At 73.0% G+C, this 21,419-nt stretch carries 21 protein-coding genes; 14 read left to right on the top strand and 7 right to left on the bottom strand.

Annotated elements, in window-relative coordinates; translation table 11 throughout:
• The first annotated feature begins 27 nt into the window (after positions 1-27).
• Both ACFY0D_RS03100 and ACFY0D_RS03095 read left to right on the top strand, forming a co-directional pair.
• Entirely contained in the window at positions 28-660 is a 633-nt protein-coding gene (locus tag ACFY0D_RS03100) for a flavin reductase family protein (RefSeq protein WP_351156766.1), read from the top strand.
• On the top strand, positions 647-1,927 hold the full coding sequence (locus ACFY0D_RS03095) for a cation:proton antiporter (protein WP_390796670.1): 1,281 nt from the start codon (positions 647-649) through the stop codon (positions 1,925-1,927). Before ACFY0D_RS03100 ends, ACFY0D_RS03095 begins: the two co-directional genes overlap by 14 nt.
• 52 nt (positions 1,928-1,979) lie before the next feature.
• Here ACFY0D_RS03095 and ACFY0D_RS03090 read toward each other — a convergent pair whose 3' ends face one another.
• From ACFY0D_RS03090 to ACFY0D_RS03080, 3 genes are all read right to left on the bottom strand, one after another.
• Entirely contained in the window at positions 1,980-2,405 is a 426-nt protein-coding gene (locus ACFY0D_RS03090; RefSeq protein ID WP_301372903.1) for a universal stress protein, read from the bottom strand.
• Positions 2,406-2,415: 10 nt separating this feature from the next.
• Positions 2,416-3,948 (bottom strand): APC family permease, encoded by a 1,533-nt coding sequence (locus tag ACFY0D_RS03085; RefSeq protein ID WP_390796669.1) that lies wholly within the window; start codon positions 3,946-3,948, stop codon positions 2,416-2,418.
• 98 nt (positions 3,949-4,046) lie between these two features.
• Positions 4,047-4,640 (bottom strand): histidine phosphatase family protein, encoded by a 594-nt coding sequence (locus ACFY0D_RS03080; protein ID WP_390796668.1) that lies wholly within the window; start codon positions 4,638-4,640, stop codon positions 4,047-4,049.
• 69 nt (positions 4,641-4,709) lie between these two features.
• Here ACFY0D_RS03080 and ACFY0D_RS03075 point away from each other — a divergent pair, with 69 nt between their 5' ends.
• From ACFY0D_RS03075 to ACFY0D_RS03065, 3 genes are read left to right on the top strand one after another with little or no spacing between them, the layout of a single operon-like run.
• Positions 4,710-5,483 (top strand): YoaK family protein, encoded by a 774-nt coding sequence (locus ACFY0D_RS03075; RefSeq protein ID WP_390796667.1) that lies wholly within the window; start codon positions 4,710-4,712, stop codon positions 5,481-5,483.
• 25 nt (positions 5,484-5,508) lie between these two features.
• On the top strand, positions 5,509-5,988 hold the full coding sequence (locus ACFY0D_RS03070) for an Lrp/AsnC family transcriptional regulator (protein WP_266599738.1): 480 nt from the start codon (positions 5,509-5,511) through the stop codon (positions 5,986-5,988).
• A 45-nt stretch (positions 5,989-6,033) separates the two neighbouring features.
• Positions 6,034-6,711: an HAD family hydrolase gene (locus tag ACFY0D_RS03065; RefSeq protein ID WP_390796666.1), complete on the top strand. Its 678-nt coding sequence runs from the start codon at positions 6,034-6,036 to the stop codon at positions 6,709-6,711.
• A 58-nt stretch (positions 6,712-6,769) separates the two neighbouring features.
• Here ACFY0D_RS03065 and ACFY0D_RS03060 read toward each other — a convergent pair whose 3' ends face one another.
• The gene (locus tag ACFY0D_RS03060) at positions 6,770-6,910 is read right to left on the bottom strand and encodes a hypothetical protein (RefSeq protein WP_390796665.1); all 141 of its coding nucleotides are present in this window, start codon (positions 6,908-6,910) and stop codon (positions 6,770-6,772) included.
• Between the two features lie 211 nt (positions 6,911-7,121).
• On the opposite strand from ACFY0D_RS03060, the gene ACFY0D_RS03055 reads away from it, so the two are divergent.
• From ACFY0D_RS03055 to ACFY0D_RS03025, 7 genes are all read left to right on the top strand, one after another.
• Positions 7,122-8,549, top strand: a complete 1,428-nt coding sequence (locus tag ACFY0D_RS03055) for a cytochrome P450 (protein WP_390796664.1) — start codon at positions 7,122-7,124, stop codon at positions 8,547-8,549.
• A gap of 138 nt (positions 8,550-8,687) precedes the next feature.
• Positions 8,688-8,771 (top strand): putative leader peptide, encoded by an 84-nt coding sequence (locus ACFY0D_RS03050; RefSeq protein ID WP_351276907.1) that lies wholly within the window; start codon positions 8,688-8,690, stop codon positions 8,769-8,771.
• 163 nt (positions 8,772-8,934) lie between these two features.
• Positions 8,935-9,807: an ABC transporter permease gene (locus ACFY0D_RS03045; RefSeq protein ID WP_390796663.1), complete on the top strand. Its 873-nt coding sequence runs from the start codon at positions 8,935-8,937 to the stop codon at positions 9,805-9,807.
• Entirely contained in the window at positions 9,780-10,505 is a 726-nt protein-coding gene (locus ACFY0D_RS03040; protein ID WP_389118086.1) for an ABC transporter ATP-binding protein, read from the top strand. The genes ACFY0D_RS03045 and ACFY0D_RS03040 overlap by 28 nt, the downstream gene beginning before the upstream one ends.
• 38 nt (positions 10,506-10,543) lie before the next feature.
• A complete protein-coding gene (locus ACFY0D_RS03035) occupies positions 10,544-11,587 on the top strand; it encodes an ABC transporter substrate-binding protein (protein ID WP_390796662.1) in 1,044 nt (347 codons plus the stop codon).
• Complete coding sequence (locus ACFY0D_RS03030) at positions 11,587-12,681, top strand: LLM class flavin-dependent oxidoreductase (protein WP_390796661.1); 1,095 nt, start codon at positions 11,587-11,589, stop codon at positions 12,679-12,681. Before ACFY0D_RS03035 ends, ACFY0D_RS03030 begins: the two co-directional genes overlap by 1 nt.
• A 126-nt stretch (positions 12,682-12,807) precedes the next feature.
• Positions 12,808-13,881, top strand: coding sequence for an FAD-dependent oxidoreductase (locus ACFY0D_RS03025; protein ID WP_390796982.1), 1,074 nt, complete (start codon positions 12,808-12,810; stop codon positions 13,879-13,881).
• A gap of 15 nt (positions 13,882-13,896) precedes the next feature.
• Here the strand turns inward: ACFY0D_RS03025 and ACFY0D_RS03020 are convergent, their stop codons facing one another.
• The 3 genes from ACFY0D_RS03020 to ACFY0D_RS03010 form a co-directional block, all read right to left on the bottom strand.
• On the bottom strand, positions 13,897-14,841 hold the full coding sequence (locus ACFY0D_RS03020; RefSeq protein WP_390796660.1) for a hypothetical protein: 945 nt from the start codon (positions 14,839-14,841) through the stop codon (positions 13,897-13,899).
• Between the two features lie 67 nt (positions 14,842-14,908).
• Positions 14,909-15,772: an endolytic transglycosylase MltG gene (gene mltG / locus ACFY0D_RS03015; RefSeq protein ID WP_390796659.1), complete on the bottom strand. Its 864-nt coding sequence runs from the start codon at positions 15,770-15,772 to the stop codon at positions 14,909-14,911.
• A gap of 63 nt (positions 15,773-15,835) precedes the next feature.
• Positions 15,836-17,698 (bottom strand): ABC transporter ATP-binding protein, encoded by a 1,863-nt coding sequence (locus ACFY0D_RS03010; protein ID WP_390796658.1) that lies wholly within the window; start codon positions 17,696-17,698, stop codon positions 15,836-15,838.
• A 132-nt stretch (positions 17,699-17,830) separates the two neighbouring features.
• Between ACFY0D_RS03010 and ACFY0D_RS03005 the strand changes: the two genes are divergently transcribed.
• Together ACFY0D_RS03005 and ACFY0D_RS03000 are read left to right on the top strand one after the other, a co-directional pair.
• On the top strand, positions 17,831-18,313 hold the full coding sequence (locus ACFY0D_RS03005) for a MarR family winged helix-turn-helix transcriptional regulator (RefSeq protein WP_390796657.1): 483 nt from the start codon (positions 17,831-17,833) through the stop codon (positions 18,311-18,313).
• Between the two features lie 39 nt (positions 18,314-18,352).
• Positions 18,353-21,289 carry an FAD-binding and (Fe-S)-binding domain-containing protein gene (locus ACFY0D_RS03000; RefSeq protein WP_390796656.1) on the top strand — a complete coding sequence of 979 codons (2,937 nt, stop codon included), beginning with the start codon at positions 18,353-18,355 and terminating at the stop codon, positions 21,287-21,289.
• Positions 21,290-21,419: the final 130 nt, after the last annotated feature.

Here is a 21,419-nt window from a genome sequence, read left to right as displayed (position 1 = left end):
TTGCTTCAGCCACCTCAGGAGTCAGACATGCCCCACCGCTCCGTGCCCCATCCCGCCGCACCGGACGAGTCGGCCGGGGTCCAGCCGGCGGACCTCCGTCCCTTCATGGCCGCCTTCCCGACCGGGGTGTCCGTCGTCACCACCCTGGATTCCGATTCCGTGCCGCACGGCCTGACGTGCACCTCCCTCGCGAGCGTCGCGCTCGAACCGGCGACGCTCGTGGTGTGCATACGGGCGGCGAGCCCGACCCTCGCGGTGCTGCTCGCCGAGGGCCACTTCGCCCTCAACCTGCTGCACGAGCGGGCCCGCGGCACCTCGGACCTGTTCGCCTCCGGGGCGCCCGACCGCTTCGACCGCGTCGAGTGGCGGCTGCCGCTGGGGGCGGGCGGGCCGCACCTGACGGCGGACGCCCACGCCGTCGCGGACTGCGCCGTGGTCAGAACCGTCGGCTTCGGGGACCACACGGCCGTCTTCGCCGAAGTCCGGCGGGTGACCGTACGCGACGACCGGCAGCCGCTGCTCTACGGGCTGCGCCGCTACGCCCCCTGGTCCGCGGCGGCCGCGGCTCCACAGCCGGCCGCACAGCCGGCCCCGCACCGCGATCTGCCCGCAGCCCTGCGCCCTGCCGCGCCCGAAGGAGGTACCCGTGTCGTCCGTTGACCCGCTGCCCGCCCTGCTGGTCGCCGTTCCGGTGGTGATCCTGGCCAGTCAGGTGGGGGCCGCCGTCTGCCGCCGGTTCGGCCAGCCCCCGGTGGTGGGCGAGATCGCCACCGGCATCCTGCTGGGCCCCTCGCTGCTGGGCTGGCTCTGGCCACAGGCTCAGCACGCGCTCTTTCCGCCGTCCGTGCTCCCGTACACCTCGGTGCTCGGGCAGCTCGGGCTGCTCGCCTTCATGTTCCTGGTCGGACTGGAGCTGGACCTCAAGAGCCTGCGCGGTCACACCCGCGTCGCGGTGGCGGTGAGCCAGGCGGGCATGCTGCTGCCGCTGGCCCTGGGCGCCCTGCTCGCCCTCGCGATGTACGGCGGGTTCGCCCCCGAGGGGGTGGGCCGGATGCCGTTCACCCTGTTCATGGCGGTGGCCATGGCCATCACCGCCTTCCCGGTCCTCGCCCGGATCCTCATCGACCGGGGCCTGTACGGGACTCCGCTCGGCGCCCTCGCCATGGCCTGCGCGGCCGTGGACGACGTCGTCGCGTGGTGCCTGCTGGCCCTGGTGGTGGCCCTCTCCACGGCCGGGTCCCCGATGGAGGCGGCCACCACGGCCGCACTCGCCGTGGCCTTCACACTGGTGATGCTGTACGCCGTGCGGCCGTTGCTGGCCCGCTGGTCGGCCCGCGCCGACCGGGCCGGCGACGCGGCGGTGCTGGTGGCGCTCTTCAGCGGGCTGAGCCTGTCCGCGCTGGCAACCGACCTGATCGGCGTGCACGCGCTGTTCGGGGCGTTCCTGTTCGGGGTGGTCACCCCGCGCACCGGGCAGCGCATCGAGGCCTCGGCGGCCCGGCTGCGCGCGTTCACGGTGCCCGTGCTGCTGCCGCTGTTCTTCGTGCACACGGGGCTGCGTACGGACATCGGGGGCCTGACGGCCTCGCCCGGACTGTGGCTCTGGACGGCCGCGATCCTCTTCGTCGCCTTCCTCGGCAAGTGGGGCGGCGCGACGGGCGCGGCGCGCGCGTGCGGAAGACCGTGGCGGGAGGCCCTGTCGATCGGCGCCCTGATGAACTGCCGGGGGCTGACGGAGCTGGTGGTGCTCAATGTCGGTCTGGAACTCGGCGTGATCGGGCCGCAGTTGTTCACCATGCTGGTGCTGATGGCCCTGGTGACGACGGCGATCACCAGCCCGGCCCTGACCCGGCTGCGCGCCGGGAAGGAGGTGGGCGGCCGGGCCCCGGCGCAGGCCGAGCCCGAGAACGCCCTCTCCGGTCCCTGACGGTCGGGCCGCCGGGACCGGAGGGTGTCCGCCCCAGTCGCACCACGGCTGTTCAGGCGCCCTCCGGCCCGGTCGGTACGCACAGCACCGGGATCGGCGACAGGTGCAGGAGCTTGTGCGGGGTGGAGCCGAGCAGCGCTCCGCGCATCGGGCTGTCGCCCCAGCTGCCGACGATGATGACGCGGGCCCGGTGGCGCTCGGCGGCGTCCAGCAGGGCCTGCGCGGGTTTCTCGTCGGCCACCTCGACCGTGGAGGGCACCCCGGCCGCGTCGGCCTCCTCGACGGCGTGCGCCAGCGCGCTGCGGCCCGCCTGGCGGACGGCTTCGCGGTGGGCGCGGGACTCCTCGCCGGTGGCGCCCGGGGCGGCCGCGCCGTAGACGAGGACGAGGGGCTCGCCGAAGGCCGTGGCCACCTCCAGCGCCACCTCCAGCGCCCGTTCCGCGCCGGGCGATTCGTCGTATCCGAGGACCACGGACATCGGGGGCTCCCTAGGGGGTGGACCGGTGCTTCCCGGCATGGACGAGTTCCGGGTCGACGACGCCGCGGCGCTCCTGCCAGAACCTGCCGTCCCGGACCCGCCAGTAGCACATGACGGCCACGCCCACGAGCGCGATGCCGATGCCGATGACCAGCGGCGGGCCGAGCCCGAACCAGGAGACTCCGCTGGCGGAGTTCTCCGGGTTGGACATGTCGCCGATCGACTCCACCAGCAGCCAGGTCAGCAGGCCGGCTCCGACCACCGGGCCGAGTCCGATCAGCAGGAAGTTGTGCAGGTTCTCGAAGAGGTGGCGGCGGTAGTAGATGGCGCAGGCCAGGCCGGTGAGCGCGTAGTAGAAGGCGATGAGCAGGGAAAGCGCGGTGAGCGAGTCCAGGAGCGCGTTCTCGCTGATCTGGTTGACGACGAGGTACCAGCCGATGGCGATGCCGGCCACCCACCACGTGCTCACGTCCGGGGTGCGGAACCTCGGGTGGATGTGGGCGAGCCGGTGGGGCAGCGCGTGCCGGCGGGCCATGGACAGGGCGGTGCGGGAGGCGGGAATGATCGTGGTCTGGGTGGAGGCGAGCGCCGAGGTGCAGACGGCGAGGAGCACCACCCAGTCCCAGCCGCCCATGACCTCGTGGGCGAGGACCGCGAAGATGGCCTCCTCCTCCCCCGCGTTCTCGGCGAGGTAGACGGTGCCCGCGTAGGCGACGACCGCGAAGCCCACGGACAGGTAGGTGACCAGGAGGATCACGGTCGACCAGATGCCCGCCCGGCCGGGTGCGGTGGCGGAGTTCTCCACCTCTTCGGTGAGGTTGACCGCGGACTCCCAGCCCCAGTACATGAACACGCCGAGCAGCAGCCCGCCGGTGAGGGCGGCGCCGCCCGCGCCGAAGGGGTTGAGCCAGGCGAGGGACGGCTCGATCGAGTCCAGGGTGCTGGTGTCGGCGTAGACGCGGTAGATGGCGACCACGGCGAAGGCCAGCAGGAAGAAGACCTGGGCGAGGATGAGGATGTCCTGGAGGTGGGCCGAGAGTTCGGTGCCGATGACGCAGATGCCGGTCATGACCAGGATCACCACGACGGTGAGGATCTGCCGGATCCATGCGTTGGCGGCCCAGCTGTCGAGTCCGAAGGCGAGCAGGCCGAAGTGCACGGCGACGTCCGCGAGTGAGCCGATGACGAGGACGCCGGTCATGGCGATGGCCCAGCCGCCGAGCCAGCCGGCCCACGGGCCCATGGCCCGGGTGACCCACGAGAAGGTCGTCCCGCAGTCCTGGTCGACCTTGTTGAGGTAGTAGAACGCGGCGGCGATGAGCAGCATCGGGACGAAGGAGGCCAGCATCACGCCCGGTGCGTAGATCCCGACCAACGCCACGATCGGCCCGAGGACGGCGGCCAGGGAGTAGGCGGGCGAGGTGGAGTTCAGGCCGATGACGAGCGCGTCGAGGAATCCGATCGCGTTGGCCTTGAGCCTCGCGTCCAGGCCCTCCGGTCCGGCGCCCGCACTGCCGTCGTCCGTGTAGGAGTCGTGACCCATGTACGAATGGTCACGCAGACGGCACCGCCGCGCGAGGCGAGGCGGCCGCGGTCGGGGCGGGGGTCGGGGCCTCTGCCGGGCCTCGGTCGGAGCTCCGGTCAGGGGCGGGTGTTCCATCCGGCGATCACCGGGAGGCCGTGCTCCGTGGAGAGCACGCTGACGGTGCCGGTGCGCAGCAGGAACAGTCGGCCGTGCTCGGGCTCCAGCCGCAGGTAGCGGGCGGTGAGGACGCGCAGGAAGTGGCCGTGGGCGACGAGCACCACGTTGCCGCCGTCCGCGCCGAGCACGGGGGCGACGCGGGCCAGGGCCCGGTCGGCGCGGGCGCCGACCTGGGCGGCGCTCTCGCCGGGGTGCTCGGCGTCGCCGGGCGGAACGCCGTGGGTCCACAAGGACCAGTCCGGGGTGGCCTTCTGGATCTCCGCGGTGGTGATTCCCTCGTAGCCGCCGTAGTCCCATTCGTACAGGTCGGGGTCGGGCTGCCCGCCGGTGAGCCCGGCGAGCTCGGCGGTGGCGACCGCCCGGCGCAGCGGGCTGGTCAGTACCAGGGCCGGCTGCCGGTCCCGGAAGAAGGGGGCCAGCGAGATGGCCTCCTCGACCCCGCGCGCGGTCAGCGGCAGGTCGGTGCGTCCCGTGTGGCGCCCGTTCGCGCTCCAGGCGGTCTCGCCGTGCCTCACCAGCAACAGGTCGCTCATCCTTCGGACCCTATGCCTCCGGCATGTCGGCGCCGGAGCACCCGGGCGGGCGTGTCACTGTCGGGCGTCATGAACGAGAACCGGGAGGCCGGGCGGGCGGCCGGGCGGGCGGCCGGTTCGCCGCTGCTCCCGCCGCGCATGCCCGCGCTGATGGTCGTACTGACCTGGGTGACCGGGATCGTGGAGGCGGCCAGCCTGCTGGCGCTCGGGCCGGCCTTCACGGCGATGCAGACGGGCAACGTGCTGTTCCTGGCCTTCGGCGCGGCCGGGGCGGGGCGACTGGAGACGCTCGCTCCCGGGATCTCCCTGGCCGCGTTCGTCGTCGGGGTGGTCTGCGGGTCGCATCTGGAGTCCGTGAGCGAGATCCGCGGCAGGCGCTGGTTCGTCATCGGCCTCATCGCCGAGGCGGGGCTCATCCTGACCGCCGCGGGGATCGGCTGGGGGCTGGCTCCGCAGTACGGGTCCCCGGCCCCGCGGCATCTGGCGGCGACGGCGGTGCTGGCCCTGGCGATGGGGCTGCGCAACACCACGATCATGCGGGCGAACGTGCCGGGCGTACCGACGACGCTGGTCACCCGGTCCATGACGGCCTTCCTGGGTGCTTCGGCCATGGGGCGGGAGAACGCGTACGGGTTCGGGACGGCCGGCTGGAGGCTGCGCGGCGTATCCGTCCTGGCCATGTTCGCCGGCGGGTTCCTCGGGGCGCTGCTGCTGCGGGCCGGCTGGACCGTCGGCTGGCTGCTGCTGCCGGCCGCCGCGACGGTGCTGGTCGTGGGCCTGCTCTACCGGAGCCAGCCCGGGCTGCACACCGACCAGGCCCCTGGCCGGGAACGATCGGGGTGAACGGGGCCATTGGTACAGTCGTGGCGTGGCGGTGGACGAGCTCGACACCAGAATCCTGCGTCTGCTGATCGAGCAGCCGCGCACCAGTGTCCGCGAGTACGCCCGGATCCTCGGCGTGGCGCGCGGCACCCTGCAGGCACGGCTGGACCGGCTGGAGCGCACGGGCGTGATCACCGGAACCGGGCCGGTGCTCTCCCCCGCCGCGCTGGGCCATCCGGTGCTGGCCTTCGTGCACATCGAGGTCACCCAGGGGCATCTGGACGACGTGGGTGACGCGCTGGCCGCCGTGCCCGAGATCATCGAGGCCTTCTCGATCACCGGTGGCGGGGACCTGCTGACCCGTGTGGCGGCCCGCGACAACGGGCACCTGGAGGACGTGATCCAGCGGCTGATCCAGCTCCCGGGCGTGGTCCGCACGCGTACGGAGGTGGCGTTGCGCGAACGGGTGCCGCACCGGCTGCTGCCGCTGGTCGAATCCGTGGGCAGAAATGCCAACAAAACCTGACAGGATTACCGAGACAGGACACGATCGGCAGGACGGGCCCCTCGCATGATCACCGTCATATTCGATCTCGACGGCACCCTCGTGGACAGCGAGCCGAACTACTACGAGTCGGGGCGGCGCACCCTGGAGCGGCACGGGGTCCCCGATTTCACGTGGGAGCAGCACTCCCGCTTCATCGGCATCGGCACGCTGGAGACCCTGGAGATCCTGCGGGAGCGGTACGGGATCCGGGCGCCGGTCGAGCAGCTGCTCGCCGAGCAGAACGCCGCCTACCTGGAGCTGGCCCGCACCGGGACCGAGGTCTTCCCGCAGATGCGGAAGCTGGTCGAGCGGCTGCGCACCGAGGGCGCGGCGATGGCGGTGGCCTCCGGCTCCTCGCTCCAGGCGATCGACGCGGTGCTGTCGGGCACCGGGCTGGACGCGCTGCTGACGACGGTGGTCTCCGCCGAGGAGGTCGCGCACGGCAAGCCCGCTCCGGACGTGTTCCTGGAGGCGGCCCGCCGGCTGGGCGCCGAGCCCGCCGACTGCGTGGTCGTCGAGGACGCCGCGCCCGGGGCGCGGGCCGCGCACGCCGCGGGCATGGCCTGCGTGGCGGTCCCGTACACCCCGGACATCGCGGGGGACCCGGCCTTCACCTCCGCCGGGCTCCTCTTCCCGGGCGGCCATCCGCAGTTCAGCGCGGACGCGGCGTACGACTGGCTGGCCGCACGCCGGACCGCGTAGCTCCTCCGGGTGGGTGCATCCGCTCGCGGGTGGTGCGCACGGGCCCGGCGGGCGGATCTCAGGTTTCGGGACGGGCCAGGCGGCCGGGCAGGGCCACCGCGTCGGCGATGGGCACCGGCCGGAAGAACCGCGCGTCGGCCTGCTCGACGGCGGCGATCGCCCGTGGGGCCGGCTCGGCGCCGCCACCGGTGATCTCCATCCGGTACACCACCCGGATCCGGTCCTGGCCGATCGGGTGGATCCGGCGGACGGTTTGCGGCAGCAGGTCGCCGAAGCGCGCCTCGTCGACGAACCGTTCGCCTTCGACGGCCTCAACGACGCGGGGCCGGACCCGGCCGAGGAGACCGCCCGGCCGAGGAGACCCTGTCCGCTCTCTGGCGGGCTGCGGGGGCGGCTGTCACCATGCCTGCGTGACCGCGACCCTGACCCCGGGCACCCGGAGCGGCGGACCGCGCCGATGGCCGCTGCTCGGCAATCTGCCCGCCTTCGCCCGCGATCCCCTGGCCTTCTTCGAGTCCCTGCGCGACGGCTACGGGGACTGGGTGCCCTGGGCGCTCGGCCCGCAGCGCAACATCCTGGTCTCCCGGCCCGAGCACGTCGGCGAACTGCTCGGGGCCGTCGAGTCCACCTTCCGGCCGACGGAACTGGGCTGGGCCTTCCGTCAGTTGCTGGGCAACGGGGTGGTCGTCGCCACCGGGGACGACTGGCGCCGCAAACGGGCGCTGGTGCAGCCCTCCGTCCGGCCGCGCCAGGTGCGCTCGTACGCCGCCACGATGGTGGAGTGCGCGGACGCCCTGGCGGGCGGCTGGCGCGCGGGCCAACGGATCGACGTGCACCGGGAGATGGCCGGGCTCACCCAGCGGATCGCCGTGCGCACGCTGTTCGGGAGCGACGCCGCCGGCCGGGAGGCGCCCATCAGTGCGGCCATGGTCACCGCGCAGCGGGAACTGGGGGCGGAGTTCCGCGGGCTGACGCTGTTCCTGCCGCCCTGGGTCCGCACTCCCGGACGGCGCCGGATGAGGGAGGCCGTGGCGGTGCTCGACCGGGAGATCGAGCACGTCATACGGGAGCACGAGGCGGCATCGAGCGCCGGTGCGGAACGGGACGACCTGCTGAGCCGACTGCTCGCGGCCCGCGACGAAACCGGGGGCCCGCTCTCCCGCAAGGAGTTGCGGGACGAGTCGATCACCCTCTACATCGGCGGTCACGAGACCACCTCGACCACCCTGACCTGGGCCTGGCAGCTCCTGTCGGGGGCGCCGTCGGCGCGGGCCCGGCTGACGGAGGAGCTGGACCGGGTGCTCGGCGGACGGCTGCCGACCTACGACGACTACGCGCGGCTGCCCTGGACCCGGCAGGTGGTCAAGGAGGCCCTGCGCATCTATCCGCCGATCTGGCTGATCTCGGCGGTGGCCACGGAGGGGGCGACGCTGGGCGGGCGCGCGGTACCGGCCGGGACCTCGGTATGGACCAGCCCGTGGTCGATGCACCGCGATGCCCGGTGGTTCCCGGACCCGGAGGCCTTCCGCCCCGAGCGGTGGGACGCGGACGCCCCGCATCCGGTGCCCGAACACGCCTGGTTCCCGTTCGGCGGCGGTCCACGGGCCTGCCTGGGAGCACGGTTCGCACTGGTGGAGGCGGCGCTCGTACTCGCCGTGCTGGCACAGCGGTTCCACCTGGACAGCGGGAGCGAACGGGCCGGGGTCTTCCCGGGGCTCACCCTGCAGCCGGCCGGACCGGTCCTGGCGACCCTGCGCCGTGCCGGCAGCGGCACCGGCACGGGGAGCGGCACGGGGAGCGGCACGGGGAGCGGCACGGACGAGGCGAAGGCCCGTTGAGTCACCGGGTTCCCTGGGGCTCCGCCCCGGACCCCGCTCCTCGAACGCCGGAGGGGCTGAACCATGTTTTCGAGACGGCAGGTCCAGTGGGCGAGACGCCATTGACCCCGCCCCGGCCAGGTGGCTAGGTTTCGCCGCATGTTGCGTTCAGCCATGCTCACCACGCGCGGTCACATCGACCTGCTGCGGGTGGCCTCCGCCGCGTGTCGCCGCGGCTGCTGACGCCCTTTTCCTGATCTGTCACGAGCGCTCCGCGCTCTTCCCCGGCGTGCCCGCACACCTCTGAACCCCTCCCCCCGTCCGGCCTCGCCGGGTGCGCCGGGTGCGAGGGCGGTCGGTGTGCGCGCTGCCGCCTGCCTCGCCGTCCTCCTTTCGTGGAGCCTCCATGAGCACCAGCATCAGCCATGCCCCGCCGGACCTGTCACCCGCGCCGACCTCCGCACGGCCCGCCGCCCCCGAGCTCGTGGCCGTCGTGGCGACCTCCGCGCGGCGTCGTCCCGTACCCCGCTGGATCCGCCGGACCGCGGGCCCGCTGCTGCTGCTCGCGCTGTGGCAACTGGCCAGCACACTGGGGTGGTTGCCGGCCGACACGCTCGCGCCGCCGTCGACCATCGCCGCCGCCGGGGCGGACCTGATCGGGGACGGCACGCTGCCCGGAGCAATGGCCGTGTCCCTGCAGCGCGTCGCGATCGGGCTGGTGATCGGCGGTACGGCGGGCACGGTGCTCGCGCTGCTGTCCGGGCTGTCGCGGCTCGGCGAGGACCTGATCGACGCGAGCGTGCAGATGCTCCGCACGGTGCCCTGGGTGGGTCTCATCCCGCTGTTCATCATCTGGATGGGCATCGGCGAGGCGCCGAAGGTCGCCCTGATCGCGCTCGGGACCGCCTTCCACCTGTACTTGAACGTCTACGCGGGGATCCGCGGGGTGGACGAGCAACTGATCGAGGCCGGCGGGGCACTGGGGCTCGGACGGTGGGGTCTGGTGCGGCACGTCGTACTGCCCGGCGCGCTCCCCGGCTTCATGACCGGTCTGCGGTACTCGCTCGCGACCGCCTGGCTGGCCCTGGTCTTCGGGGAGTCCATCAACGCCGACGCCGGGATCGGCTTCCTGATGAACCAGGCGCGCGAGTTCTTCCGTACCGACGTGATCGTCGTCTGCCTCGTCGTCTACGCCTTCCTCGGCCTGACCGCCGACCTCGTCGTCCGTACTCTCGAAAGGCTGCTGCTGCAATGGCGACCGACGTTCACGGGGCAGTAGCCACCACCGCCGCTGCCGTCGAGGTCACCGGGCTGACCCGGTCCTTCGACGGGCGGGCCGTCATCGACGGGCTCGATCTGACCCTGCGCGCCGGGGAGTTCACCGTCCTCCTCGGGCGCAGCGGCTGCGGCAAGTCCACCCTGCTGCGGATCCTGGCCGGCCTGGACCGGGAGATCGAGGGCGAGGTACTCGTACCGGAGCGGCGGGCGGTGGCCTTCCAGGCGCCGCGGCTGATGCCCTGGAAGCGGGTCTGGCGCAACGTCCTGCTCGGGCTGCCGGGCCGGCCCGAGCGTGAGCGGGCCGAGCGGGCACTGGCCGAGGTCGGGCTGGAGCACCGTACGGACGCCTGGCCCAAGACCCTGTCCGGCGGTGAGGCCCAGCGGGCCTCGCTGGCCCGGGCGCTGGTACGCGAACCGGATCTGCTGTTGCTGGACGAGCCGTTCGGCGCCCTGGACGCGCTGACCCGGATCAAGGCCCAGGAGCTGGTGGCCCGGCTGTGGCAGCGGCGCGGCTGCGCGGTGCTGCTGGTGACGCACGACGTCGACGAGGCGGTGCTGCTGGCCGACCGGATCCTGGTGATGAGCGAGGGGCGGATCGCCCACGACACCCAGGTGCCACTGGAGCGGCCGCGCACGGTCGGCGACCCGGGATTCGCGGCGCTCCGCACCCGGCTGCTCGCCGAACTCGGCGTCTTCTGAAGACCTTCCACCCCACGAAGAGAACGAAGAGATACGACATGAGACGCCATTCCCTGCCCCTGCTCGCCACCCTGATCCCGCTGTCCCTGGCCCTGTCGGCCTGCGGCGGCGGCTCCGCCGCCGACAGCGGCGCGGCGACCGCCGAGGGCGGCGCCGGGAGCGGTGCCAAGGTCACCCTCAGCGTCGGGGACCAGAAGGGCGGCAACGAGTCGCTGCTGAAGGCCGCCGGTGAGCTGGAGAACCTCGACTACACCATCAAGTGGTCCACCTTCACCTCCGGTCCGCCGCTGCTGGCGGCCGTCAACGCCAAGGCCGTGGACATCGGCGGCGTGGGCAACACCCCGCCCGTGTTCGCCGCGGCCGCCAAGTCGAAGATCACCGTGGTGGCCGCCACGCACGGCTCCTCGGCGGGCGAGGCGATCCTCGTGCCGAAGGGGTCCGCTCTCCAGTCCGCCGGCGACCTGCGCGGCAAGAAGATCGCGGTGGCGCAGGGCAGTTCGGCCCACTTCCAGCTCATCGCGAGCCTGGAACAGGCCGGCCTGGCGCCCACCGACGTGACGATCAGCTTCCTCCAGCCCGCCGACGCGCTGGCCGCCTTCAACAGCGGCTCGGTCGACGCGTGGGCGGTCTGGGACCCGTACACCTCCCAGGTGCTGCGCACCGGCGCCCGGGTCCTGACCTCCGGCGAGGGGCTCGTCAACGGGCTCGGCTTCCAGGTCGCGGCGCCGGCCGCCCTGGAGGACGCGGGCAAGAGCAAGGCGATCGGCGACTACCTGAAGCGGCTGCAGCGCGCCCAGGACTGGGTGTTCAAGCACCCGGAGGAGTGGGCGAAGGTCTGGGCGAAGGAGACGGGGCTGCCGTACGAGGTCGCCCTCGACGCGGTCCGGCGCAGCAACGGCACCCGTGTGCCGGTCGCCGTCGACGACGCGGCCGTGGTCTCCGAGCAGAAGATCGCCGACACCTTCACCGAGCTGAAGCTGATCCCGGGCAAGGTCGTCTTCAAGGACTTCGCCGACACCCGTTTCAACGGCGACCTGCCGCCGTCCACCACCGCCCCGCGTGCGTACGGGAAGGACTCCTGATGACCGTCCGCCTGCACTGGTTCCTGCCGACCGGCGGCGACGGCCGCACCCTGGTCGACCGGCACGCCTACGCGCACAACACCTCCGCGCCCGGGGTGCGCGAGCCCGACATCGAGTACCTCGCCCAGATCGCCAAGGCCGCCGAACGGCTCGGCTTCGAGGCGGTGCTGACCCCGACCGGCACCTGGTGCGAGGACGCCTGGCTGACCACGGTGGCGCTCTCGCAGCACACCGAGCGGCTGAAGTTCCTGGTGGCCTTCCGGCCCGGGGTGATCTCGCCGACCCTCGCCGCCCAGATGGCCGCGACCTACCAGCGGATCACCCGCGGCCGGCTGCTGCTCAACGTGGTGACGGGCGGCGACTCGGCCGAGCAGCGGCGGTTCGGCGACCACCTCGACCACGACCGCCGCTACGAACGCACCGCCGAGTTCCTGTCCGTCGTACGGGGCGCCTGGCGCGGGGAGCCGTACGACTTCCAGGGCGAGCACTACCGGATCGACGGCGGGCTCACCGCGCTGCCGCCGGACCCGCTGCCGGAGATCTTCTTCGGCGGGTCCTCGGCGGCGGCCGGGCCGGTCGCGGCCGACCACGCGGACGTGTACCTGACCTGGGGCGAGCCGCCGCAGCAGGTGAAGGAGAAGATCGACTGGATCCGCTCGCTGGCGGAGGAGCGGGGGCGGACGGTGCGGTTCGGCATCCGGCTGCACACCATCTCGCGCGACTCGGCGAAGGAGGCATGGGGCGCGGCGGACCGGCTGCTCGGGGAGCTGTCGGACGCGGACATCGCCCGCGCGCAGTCCCTGCTCGGCGTGAGCGAGTCGGTGGGTCAGCAGCGGATGCTGGCCCTGCACGGCGGCTCCCGGGACGGGCTGGAGATCTCGCCGAACCTGTGGGCGGGGGTCGGGCTGGTCCGCGGCGGCGCGGGTACGGCCCTGGTCGGCAGTCACGGCGACGTGGCGGACCGGATCGAGGAGTACCACGCGCTCGGGATCGAGAACTTCGTCCTGTCGGGCTACCCGCATCTGGAGGAGGCGTACTGGTTCGGCGAGGGGGTGACCCCGGAGCTGGCCTCGCGCGGCCTGCTGGCGCCGTAGCCCGGGAAGATCCGGCGCCCACCGCGAGTTGGTAGAACCGTGAACGACATGACGCGGGGCGTGGACGTACCGGTGCACGGGCCGGTCGACGTGGACGTGGTGGCCGACGTGGACGTGGTGGCCGACGTGGACGTGGTGGTCATCGGCGCCGGGCAGGCCGGCCTGTCCAGCGCCTATCACCTCACCCGGGCGGGGATCGACCACGTGGTCCTCGACCATGCGCCCCGCGCGGGCGGCGCCTGGCAGTTCCGCTGGCCCTCGCTCACCTACGGCAAGGTCCACGGCATGCACGCCCTTCCCGGCATGGAGCTGACGGGCGCCGACCCGCTGCGGCCGTCGTCGCAGGTCATCGGGGAGTACTTCGCCGCTTACGAGGACCGCTTCGACCTGCGCGTACGCCGACCCGTGGACGTGTCCGCCGTACGCGAGGGGGACGCCGGGCGGCTGCGCGTGGAGACCTCGGCCGGCATCTGGTCGGCCCGGGCCCTGGTCAACGCCACCGGAACCTGGGACCGGCCGTTCTGGCCGCGCTACCCGGGCCAGGAGGCCTTCCGCGGCCGGCAGCTGCACACCGCGAACTATCCGGGGCCGCAGGAGTTCGCGGGGGCGCGGGTGATCGTCGTCGGCGGCGGCACCTCGGCGGTGCAGCACCTGCTGGAGATCGCCGAGGTGGCGGCGGGGACCACCTGGGTGACCCGGCGGCCCCCGGTCTTCCGCGACGGGAGCTTCGGCGAGGCCGAGGGCCGGGCCGCGGTGGCCCTGGTGGACGAGCGCGTGCGCCGGGGACTGCCGCCGCAGAGCGTGGTCAGCGTGACGGGACTCCCGCTGAACGACGCCGTCCGGGCCGGTCTGGCCTCGGGCGTGCTGGCCCGGCGGCCCGTCTTCGACCGGATCACCGCCACGGGCGCCGTCTGGGCCGACGGGAGCCACGTGGACGCGGACGTCATCCTGTGGGCCACCGGATTCCGGGCGGCCGTCGATCACCTCGCCCCGCTGCGCCTGCGCGAGCCGGGCGGAGGCATCCGGGTCGAGGGGACCCGTGCCGTCCGCGACGAGCGGATCCACCTGGTGGGCTACGGCCCGTCGGCGTCGACCATCGGCGCCAACCGCGCGGGTGGTGCCGCGGTCCGCGAGATCCGCCGGCTCCTGACCCGCGACCGGGCCGGCGCCCCGGTCCTGGTCCCGGCCCCCGCGGCGTGAGCCCGTCGGCGGCCCTCAGCCGGCCCGGGCCTCCGGTTCCTGGAGGGCAATGATCCGGTCCGGGGTGCCGCCGGCCGCTCGGGCCTCACGGGTCGGGTACACCCAGCCCGACCCGTCCCGCACGGCCAGAACGGGATCGGTCCAGCTCTCGGTGGCTTCCGGGACGAGGATGCGCGTGGTGCCCCGCTCCGCGTCGTGGATCAGGAGCGAGACGATGTTGTAGAGCTGGCGGCCCATCTCGCCGAGCCCCTGCTCCGGGTGGTCCTCCGGGCCCTCGATCCGGATGGTGAAGTAGCGCTCGTCCTCCCAGAAGCCGCCCTTGTCCAGCCATTCGCCCTCCCCCACGCGCACGCCGTCCACCCAGAGCCGGGCCTCGCCCGGATGGTCGCGGAACAGGAGCACCGACCGGTGGTCGTCGCCGTCGGCGAAGGTCACGTCGATCTCGTGCTTGGACCAGCAGTCGATGAAGCCGCTGCACGCGCCGGGTATCTCCCCGTGCCGATAGCTCGCGAGTTTCCCGCCCGGCGGTACGACGGGATCCTGACTGCAGACCTCGGCGAAGCGGCAGGCCCGGTCGACACGCCGGTTGCAGCCGAGCCCCATCGCCGCGATGTCGCGCGCCGACGCCTGCGAGAGCAGTTCTCCCAGGCGTTCCACGTACCGTTCCTCGCCGACCAGGGCGGTCAGTTCGGCCTCGTCGAACCACCAGTGGAGCAGGTCCACCCCGACGGGGGAACGGGCCAGCCAGCCGCGCCAGTCGACCACTCTGGTGCCCCAGCGTTCGACCATCCGCTCGTTCCCTGCCCGCTCGGCGGCCGCGGCGGCCTTCGCGTCCGCCTCCCTGCGCGCCTGGATGTGCTTGGTGATGGACTCCTCGTCGAATGCCGGCCCGTCGATCGCTTCCGCACTCTCGTCGGCCTTCGCTTCAGCCTTCGTTTTCGCTCTCCATGGCCATTTCACGGTTCGCCCCCTCGGTCCACACTCGGCAGGCCGCCGATCGTAGGACCGCTGCCGGGGTCGGCGCCCTTCATTTCCCGGCGGGACCGGCCTGACCTGTGCGGGAGCCGGCGCCCGCGCGGATCCGGTTGAACTCCGCTACGTGCTTGCTGTGTTCCTCGTACGTAGCCGAGAAGCGGGTGTCCCCCGGCTTGACGGTGACGAAGAACAGCCAGTCGCCGGGCGTCGGGGCGACGGCGGCCGCCAACGCCTCCAGTCCCGGGCTGTCGATCGGAGTGGGTGGCAGTCCCTGGCGTGCGTAGGTGTTGAAGGGGCTGTCGATCCGGGTGTCGCTCAGTTTGGTGTCCACGGTGCTGCGGTTCAGCGCGTAGTTGATGGTGGAGTCCATCTGGAGCGGCATCGACTTCGCCAGCCGGTTGTGCACCACCCGTGCGACCTTGCCCATGTCGGCGCGGCCCTCGGCCTCCGCTTCGATGATGCTGGCCAGGGTGGCCGTCTGGTACGGGGTCATCCCGTGGGCCTTGCCGCCGTCGGCGACGGCTTGGGTGGCGAGCTTCCGGTTCGCCGTCCGCACCATGTGCGTGAGGAGGGTGGCCGGGGTGGACTTCGAGGTCACCGGGTACGTCGCCGGGAAGAGGTAGCCCTCCGGATTGCCCTTGGCCTCCGCGGGCAGAGCCAGCCCGGCGGTGGCCACCGCCGCCTTCGTGGAGCCCGGCGGGAGCTTCAGCTCGCGGTCGACCGCGGCGTACACCTGCGGGGCCCGCCAGCCCTCGGGGATGAGCAGCCGGCGTGGCGTCTCCGGCACGTCGCCACCGCGCAGTATCGGGATCAGGAGGGCCGCACCGAGGGCGAACAGCGTGCCGACGAAGAGCGCCAGCCGGCCCCGGCGGGTCAGCCGGGAACGGCGCTGCGGCGGCCGGTACTCATGGCGCATGCGGGAACGCTAACCCGCGATTCATAGTATTTCCGGCACCCGCCCCGTGTGCCGGTCGTACGGTCACACATTTACCGGAGCCAGCTGGACGCCCTCGGGCGGTTCGGGCGCCAGCGCGGCGTCCCGGTCCCGGCGGACCAGGGCCGCGTACCGGCCGTCCGCCTTCAGCAGCTCCTCGTGGGTGCCGCGCTCGGCGATGCGCCCGGAGTCCAGGACGACGATCTGGTCGGCGTCGCGGACGGTGGAGAGGCGGTGCGCGATGGTGATGGTCGTGCGGCCCGCGGAGAGGTTGTCGATGGCCCGTTGGACGGCGTGCTCGGTGCGGGTGTCCAGGGCACTGGTGGCCTCGTCGAGGATCAGCACCGGCGGGTCCCGCAGGATGGTGCGGGCGATGGCCAGACGCTGCTTCTCGCCTCCGGAGAACCGGTAGCCGCGCTCGCCGACCAGGGTGTCGTACCCGTCGGGCAGGGAGGCGATGTGGTCGTGGATCTGAGCCGCGCGGGCCGCCTCGGCGATCTCCTCGTCGGTGGCGTCCGGCTTGGCGAAGCGCAGGTTGTCGGCGACCGAGGCGTGGAAGAGGTAGGTCTCCTGGGAGACCACGCCGATCGAGCGGGCCAGCGAGTCGAAGTCGAGGTCGCGCACGTCCACCCCGTCGAGGGCCACCCGGCCGCCGGTGACGTCGTAGAGCCGGGGCACCAGGTAGCTGAGCGTGCTCTTGCCGGAGCCGGTCGGGCCGACGACGGCGAGGGAGCCGCCGGCCGGAACGGTGATGTCGATCCCCGAGAGGGTCGGACCGTTCTTGGTGTCGTACGTGAAGTGCACGTCCTCCAGGGTGACCTCGCCCTTGGCCCGGTCCAGCCGCACCGCGTCCGCGCGCTCGGTGATGTCCACCGGCAGGTCGAGGTACTCGAAGATGCGGGCGAACAGCGCGAGTGAGGTCTGTATCTGCACGCCGGTCGACAGCAGGCTCACGGCGGGCCGGAACAGGCCCTGCTGGAGCGTGACGAAAGCGACGAGGGTGCCGACGGACAGCGAGGGGGAGCCCGTCTGGAGGGCTATGCCGGCCGCCCAGTAGATGAGGGCGGGCATCGCGGCCATGACGATGCCGATGGTGGACATCCGCCAGCGCCCGGCCATGCTGGAGCGCACCTCCAGGCCGACGAGCTCCTCGGACTCGGCGGAGAAGGCCGAGGTGAGGGACTCGGAGCGGCCCATGGTGCGGCCGAGCAGGATGCCGCTCACCGAGAGCGACTCGGTGACCGTCGCGGCCATGGCGGCCATCTGCTTCTGCCGCTTCATCGTGATCTTCTTGCGCTCCCGGCCGACCCGTCGGCTGATCCACACGAAGACGGGGAGCAGGAGGAGCGAGACGAGGGTGAGCCGCCAGTCGAGCGCGAGCATGGCGACCACGGAGGCGATCACGGCCGTCAGGTTCGAGACGAGCGAGGTCGCGGTGGAGGTGACGGTGGCCTGCATCCCGCCGATGTCGTTGGCGATCCGGGACTGCACCTCTCCGGTGCGGGTCCGGGTGAAGAAGGCCAGCGGCATCCGCTGGAGCTGCGCGTAGACGGCGGTGCGCAGGTCGTGCATGACCCGCTGGCCGACGGTGGTGGAGATCAGGGTCTGGAGCACGCCGAAGACGCTGGTGACGACGGCGGTGAGGATCATGCCGAGCGCGAGCAGGCTGAGCAGCCCGGTGCGGCCCTGCGGGATCGCGACGTCGAGTATCTCCCGGAGCATGAACGGCGAGGCGACGCCGACCAGCGAGGAGGCGCCGACCAGCAGGCCGACGACGGCGAGCCGGCCGCGGTAGGGCCGGAACAGCCCCACGATGCGGCGCAGCTCACGCGGCTGCTCCCCCGGGGCGGGTCGGGCGGGGTCGATGGGGTCTTTCGATGGGATCCACTTCGGTTCGTCGTGCGGCATGGGCACCCTCTCGGGGGTCAGGAGTCAGGGTCAGGGTCTTCGCGGCGTCCCCTTCGGCGAAGTCGGAGCCATTGGAGCATAGGTCATTGTTACCTATACTCACAATGAACGGCATCCTGATATCGTTCCCGCATGAGCTCCGCCTCCGCCTCCGCCTCCGCCTCCGCTTCGGCCTCTGACACCGATCGCCTCCTCGCCGAACAGCTCCTGCGCCTGACGCGCAGGCTGCACCGGATCCAGAAGCGCCACATGGTGCCGCTCGGGATCACTCCCGCCCAGAGTCGTTTGCTGCGCCTCGTCTCGCACTACGAGGGCGAGCAGGCACCCCGGATGGCGGATCTTGCCGCCCGCCTGGAAGTCGTGCCGCGCGCGGTGACCACCCTCGTGGACGGCCTGGAGGCGGCCGAGTGCGTACGGCGCGCACCCGACCCCGCGAACCGCCGCGTCATCCGGATCGAGCTCACCGACACCGGCCGCGCCACGCTGCGCCGTCTGCGCAACGCGCGAACCGACGCGGCGGAGGAGATCCTGGCTCCGTTGACCGCCGACCAGCGCGAAGTGCTCGGCGGTCTGCTGAACGCCCTGTCGGACGCCCCGGCGGAGCGCACCTGCTGACTAGGCCACCCGTGGCCTCGACGACGCGAGGGGTCGCAGATGCCGCTGCTGGAACCGAAGCCGGGGGCCCTGCGCCCCCGCAGCGTCAGCGGCCCCGCCCCCGACCGGCTCCCCGGGCACCGGGCCGGCGGCACGCCCGAGCCGCTGCGCACCGAGCTGACCGAGCTGCTCGGCCCCGAGAAGGTGCTGTGGAAGGTCTCCGACCTGATCCGCTACGCCTCCGACGCCTCCCCCTACCGCTTCGTGCCCCAGGTCGTGGTGATCGCCGAGGACATCGACGACGTCTCGGCGGTGCTCTCGTACGCGCACGGCCGCCAGCGCGAGGTCGTCTTCCGCGCCGCCGGGACCTCGCTCAACGGCCAGGCCCAAGGGGAGGACATCCTGGTCGACGTACGCCGCCACTGGGCCGGGATCGAGGTGCTGGAGGAGGGCCGGCGGGCCCGGATCCGGCCCGGCACCACCGTGGCCCGGGCCAACGCGGCCCTCGCCCGGCACGGCCGGATCCTCGGCCCCGACCCGGCCAGCGCCGTCGCCTGCACCCTCGGCGGGGTCGTGGCCAACAACGCGTCCGGCATGACGGCGGGCACCACCCGCAACTCCTACCGCACGCTCTCCTCCCTCACCTTCGTCCTGCCCGGCGGCACCGTCGTGGACACCGCCGACCCGCTGGCCGACGAGGAGCTGTCACGCGCCGAACCGGACCTGTGCCACGGGCTGATGGAGATCAAGCGGGAGATCGAGGCCGATCCCGCGCTCGTCGCCCGGATCCGTGCCAAGTACGAGATCAAGAACACCACCGGCTACCGCCTCGACGCCTACCTGGACGGCACCACCCCCGTCGAGATCCTGCGGGGGCTCATGGTCGGCTCGGAGGGCACCCTCGGCTTCATCTCCGAGGTCGTCTTCGACACCCTCCCGCTGGAGCGCGAAGTCTGCTCCGCCCTGCTGTTCTTCCCCTCGCTGCCCGCGGCGGCCGCGGCCGTGCCGCCCTTCAACGAGGCGGGCGCCGTCGCCGTCGAGCTGATGGACGGCAACACCCTGCGCGCCTGCGTCAGCGTCCCGGGCGTGCCCGCCGACTGGGCGGACCTGCCCCGGGAGACCACGGCCCTGCTCGTGGAGTTCCGGGCTCCGGACAAGGCCGGCCGGGACGCCTGCGCGCAGCGGGCCGCCCGCATCCTCGACGGCCTCGATCTGGTCGCCCCGGCGGCTTCGGTCACGAATGCCTTCACCGGCGACCCGAAGACCGTGGGCGGCTACTGGCAGGCCCGCAGGGCCTTCGTCACCGCCGTCGGCGGAGCCCGCGCCCGGGGCACCACCTTGATCACCGAGGACTTCGCGGTGCCGCCGTCCCGGCTGGCCGAGGCCTGCGAGGCGCTCCTCGCGCTCCAGGCCGAGCACGGTTTCGACGCGGCCGTCGCCGGTCACGCGGCCCACGGCAACCTGCACTTCATGCTCGCCTTCGACGCCGCCGACCCCGCCGACGTCGAGCGGTACGCGGCCTTCATGGAGGCCTTCTGCCGGCTCACCGTGGAGCGGTTCGACGGTTCCCTGAAGGCCGAGCACTCCACGGGCCGCAACATGGCCCCCTTCCTGGAGCTGGAATGGGGCCCCGCGGCCGCCGCCCTGATGTGGCGCACCAAGCGGCTCGTCGACCCGGAGGGGGTGCTCGCCCCGCGCATCCTCCTCGACCGCGACCCGCGGGCCCATCTGCGCGGTCTGAAGACCATTCCGCAGGTGGAGGCGGTGGCCGACCCCTGCATCGAGTGCGGATTCTGCGAACCGACCTGCCCGAGCGGGGACCTGACGACCACTCCGCGCCAGCGGATCGTGCTGCGCCGCGAGATGATGCGCCAGCAGCCCGGCTCCCCCGTGCTGGACGGCCTGCTCGGCGCCTACGGCTACGACGCGGTGGACACCTGCGCGGGCGACTCCACCTGCAAGCTCGCCTGCCCGGTGGGCATCGACACCGGGGCGCTGATGAAGGACTTCCGCCACCGCCGGCACGGCCCGCGCGAGGAGGCCGCCGCCGCGCTGGCCGCTCAGCGGTTCGGGGCCGCCGAGTCCGCCGCCCGGCTGACGGTGGCCGCCGCCGACCGGATCCCCTCCGGGGCCCGCGACCGGCTGCTGGAAGCGGTCACCGAGGGCGCGCGCAAGGCCGTACGTCCGGACCTGGTTCCGCGGTGGCTACCGCAGATCCCCGGCGCCGCCGCTCGTCACCTGCCGCCGACCCGGCGGGCGGGCGCCGCGGCCGTGTACTACCCGGCCTGCGTCAACCGGATCTTCGGCGGCCCGGAAGGCCGGCCCGGACCCTCCCTGCCCCAGGCCGTGGTGGCCGTGTCGGAGCGGGCCGGACGGCCCGTCTGGATCCCCGGCGACGTCGGCGGCACCTGCTGCGCGACGATCTGGCACTCCAAGGGCTACGAGGCCGGCGCCCGGGTGATGGCCAACCGGATCGTCGAGGCGGCGTGGGGCTGGACGGCCGGCGGACTGCTGCCGCTGGTCGTGGACGCCTCCTCCTGCACGCTGGGCATCGCACGCGAGGTGGTCCCGTACCTGACGCCGGAGAACCGGGCCCTCCACACGGAGCTGCGGATCCTCGACTCGGTCGTGTGGGCCGCCGAGGAGCTGCTGCCGCGTCTGGAGGTCCGGCGCAGGGTGGGCTCGGCCGTGCTCCACCCCACCTGCTCGATGCGGCACTTGGGCGACGAGGACCGGCTGCGGGCGGTCGCCGAGGCGTGCGCCGAGGAGGTGGTGGTCCCCGACGACGCGGGCTGCTGCGCCTTCGCGGGCGACCGGGGGATGCTGCACCCGGAACTGACGGCCTCCGCTACGGCGCGCGAGGCGGCGGAGGTGACCGCGCGGGCCTTCGACGCGCACCTGTCGGCGAACCGGATGTGCGAGGTGGGCATGGACCGGGCGACGGGGCGGAGCTACTATTCGGCGCTGCTCGAACTGGAGCACGCCACCCGCCCGTGAGCGCCGGGGCGTGCGACCCCCGTGACCAGGCGTCACGTCCTCCCCCGCAGCCGTAAACCTGCTGGCCGCAGCGTGCGTCCCACGTAAAATCGATTGCCCGGCGCCGGTCCTGAAGGCGAACCTTGCACGG

It is taken from the genome of Streptomyces sp. NPDC001502, from assembly GCF_042894785.1.
Classification (GTDB): Bacteria; Actinomycetota; Actinomycetes; order Streptomycetales; family Streptomycetaceae; genus Streptomyces; species Streptomyces kutzneri.
Note: the sequence above shows the minus strand (reverse complement) of the source record. Positions and strands in the feature narration are given on the sequence as shown.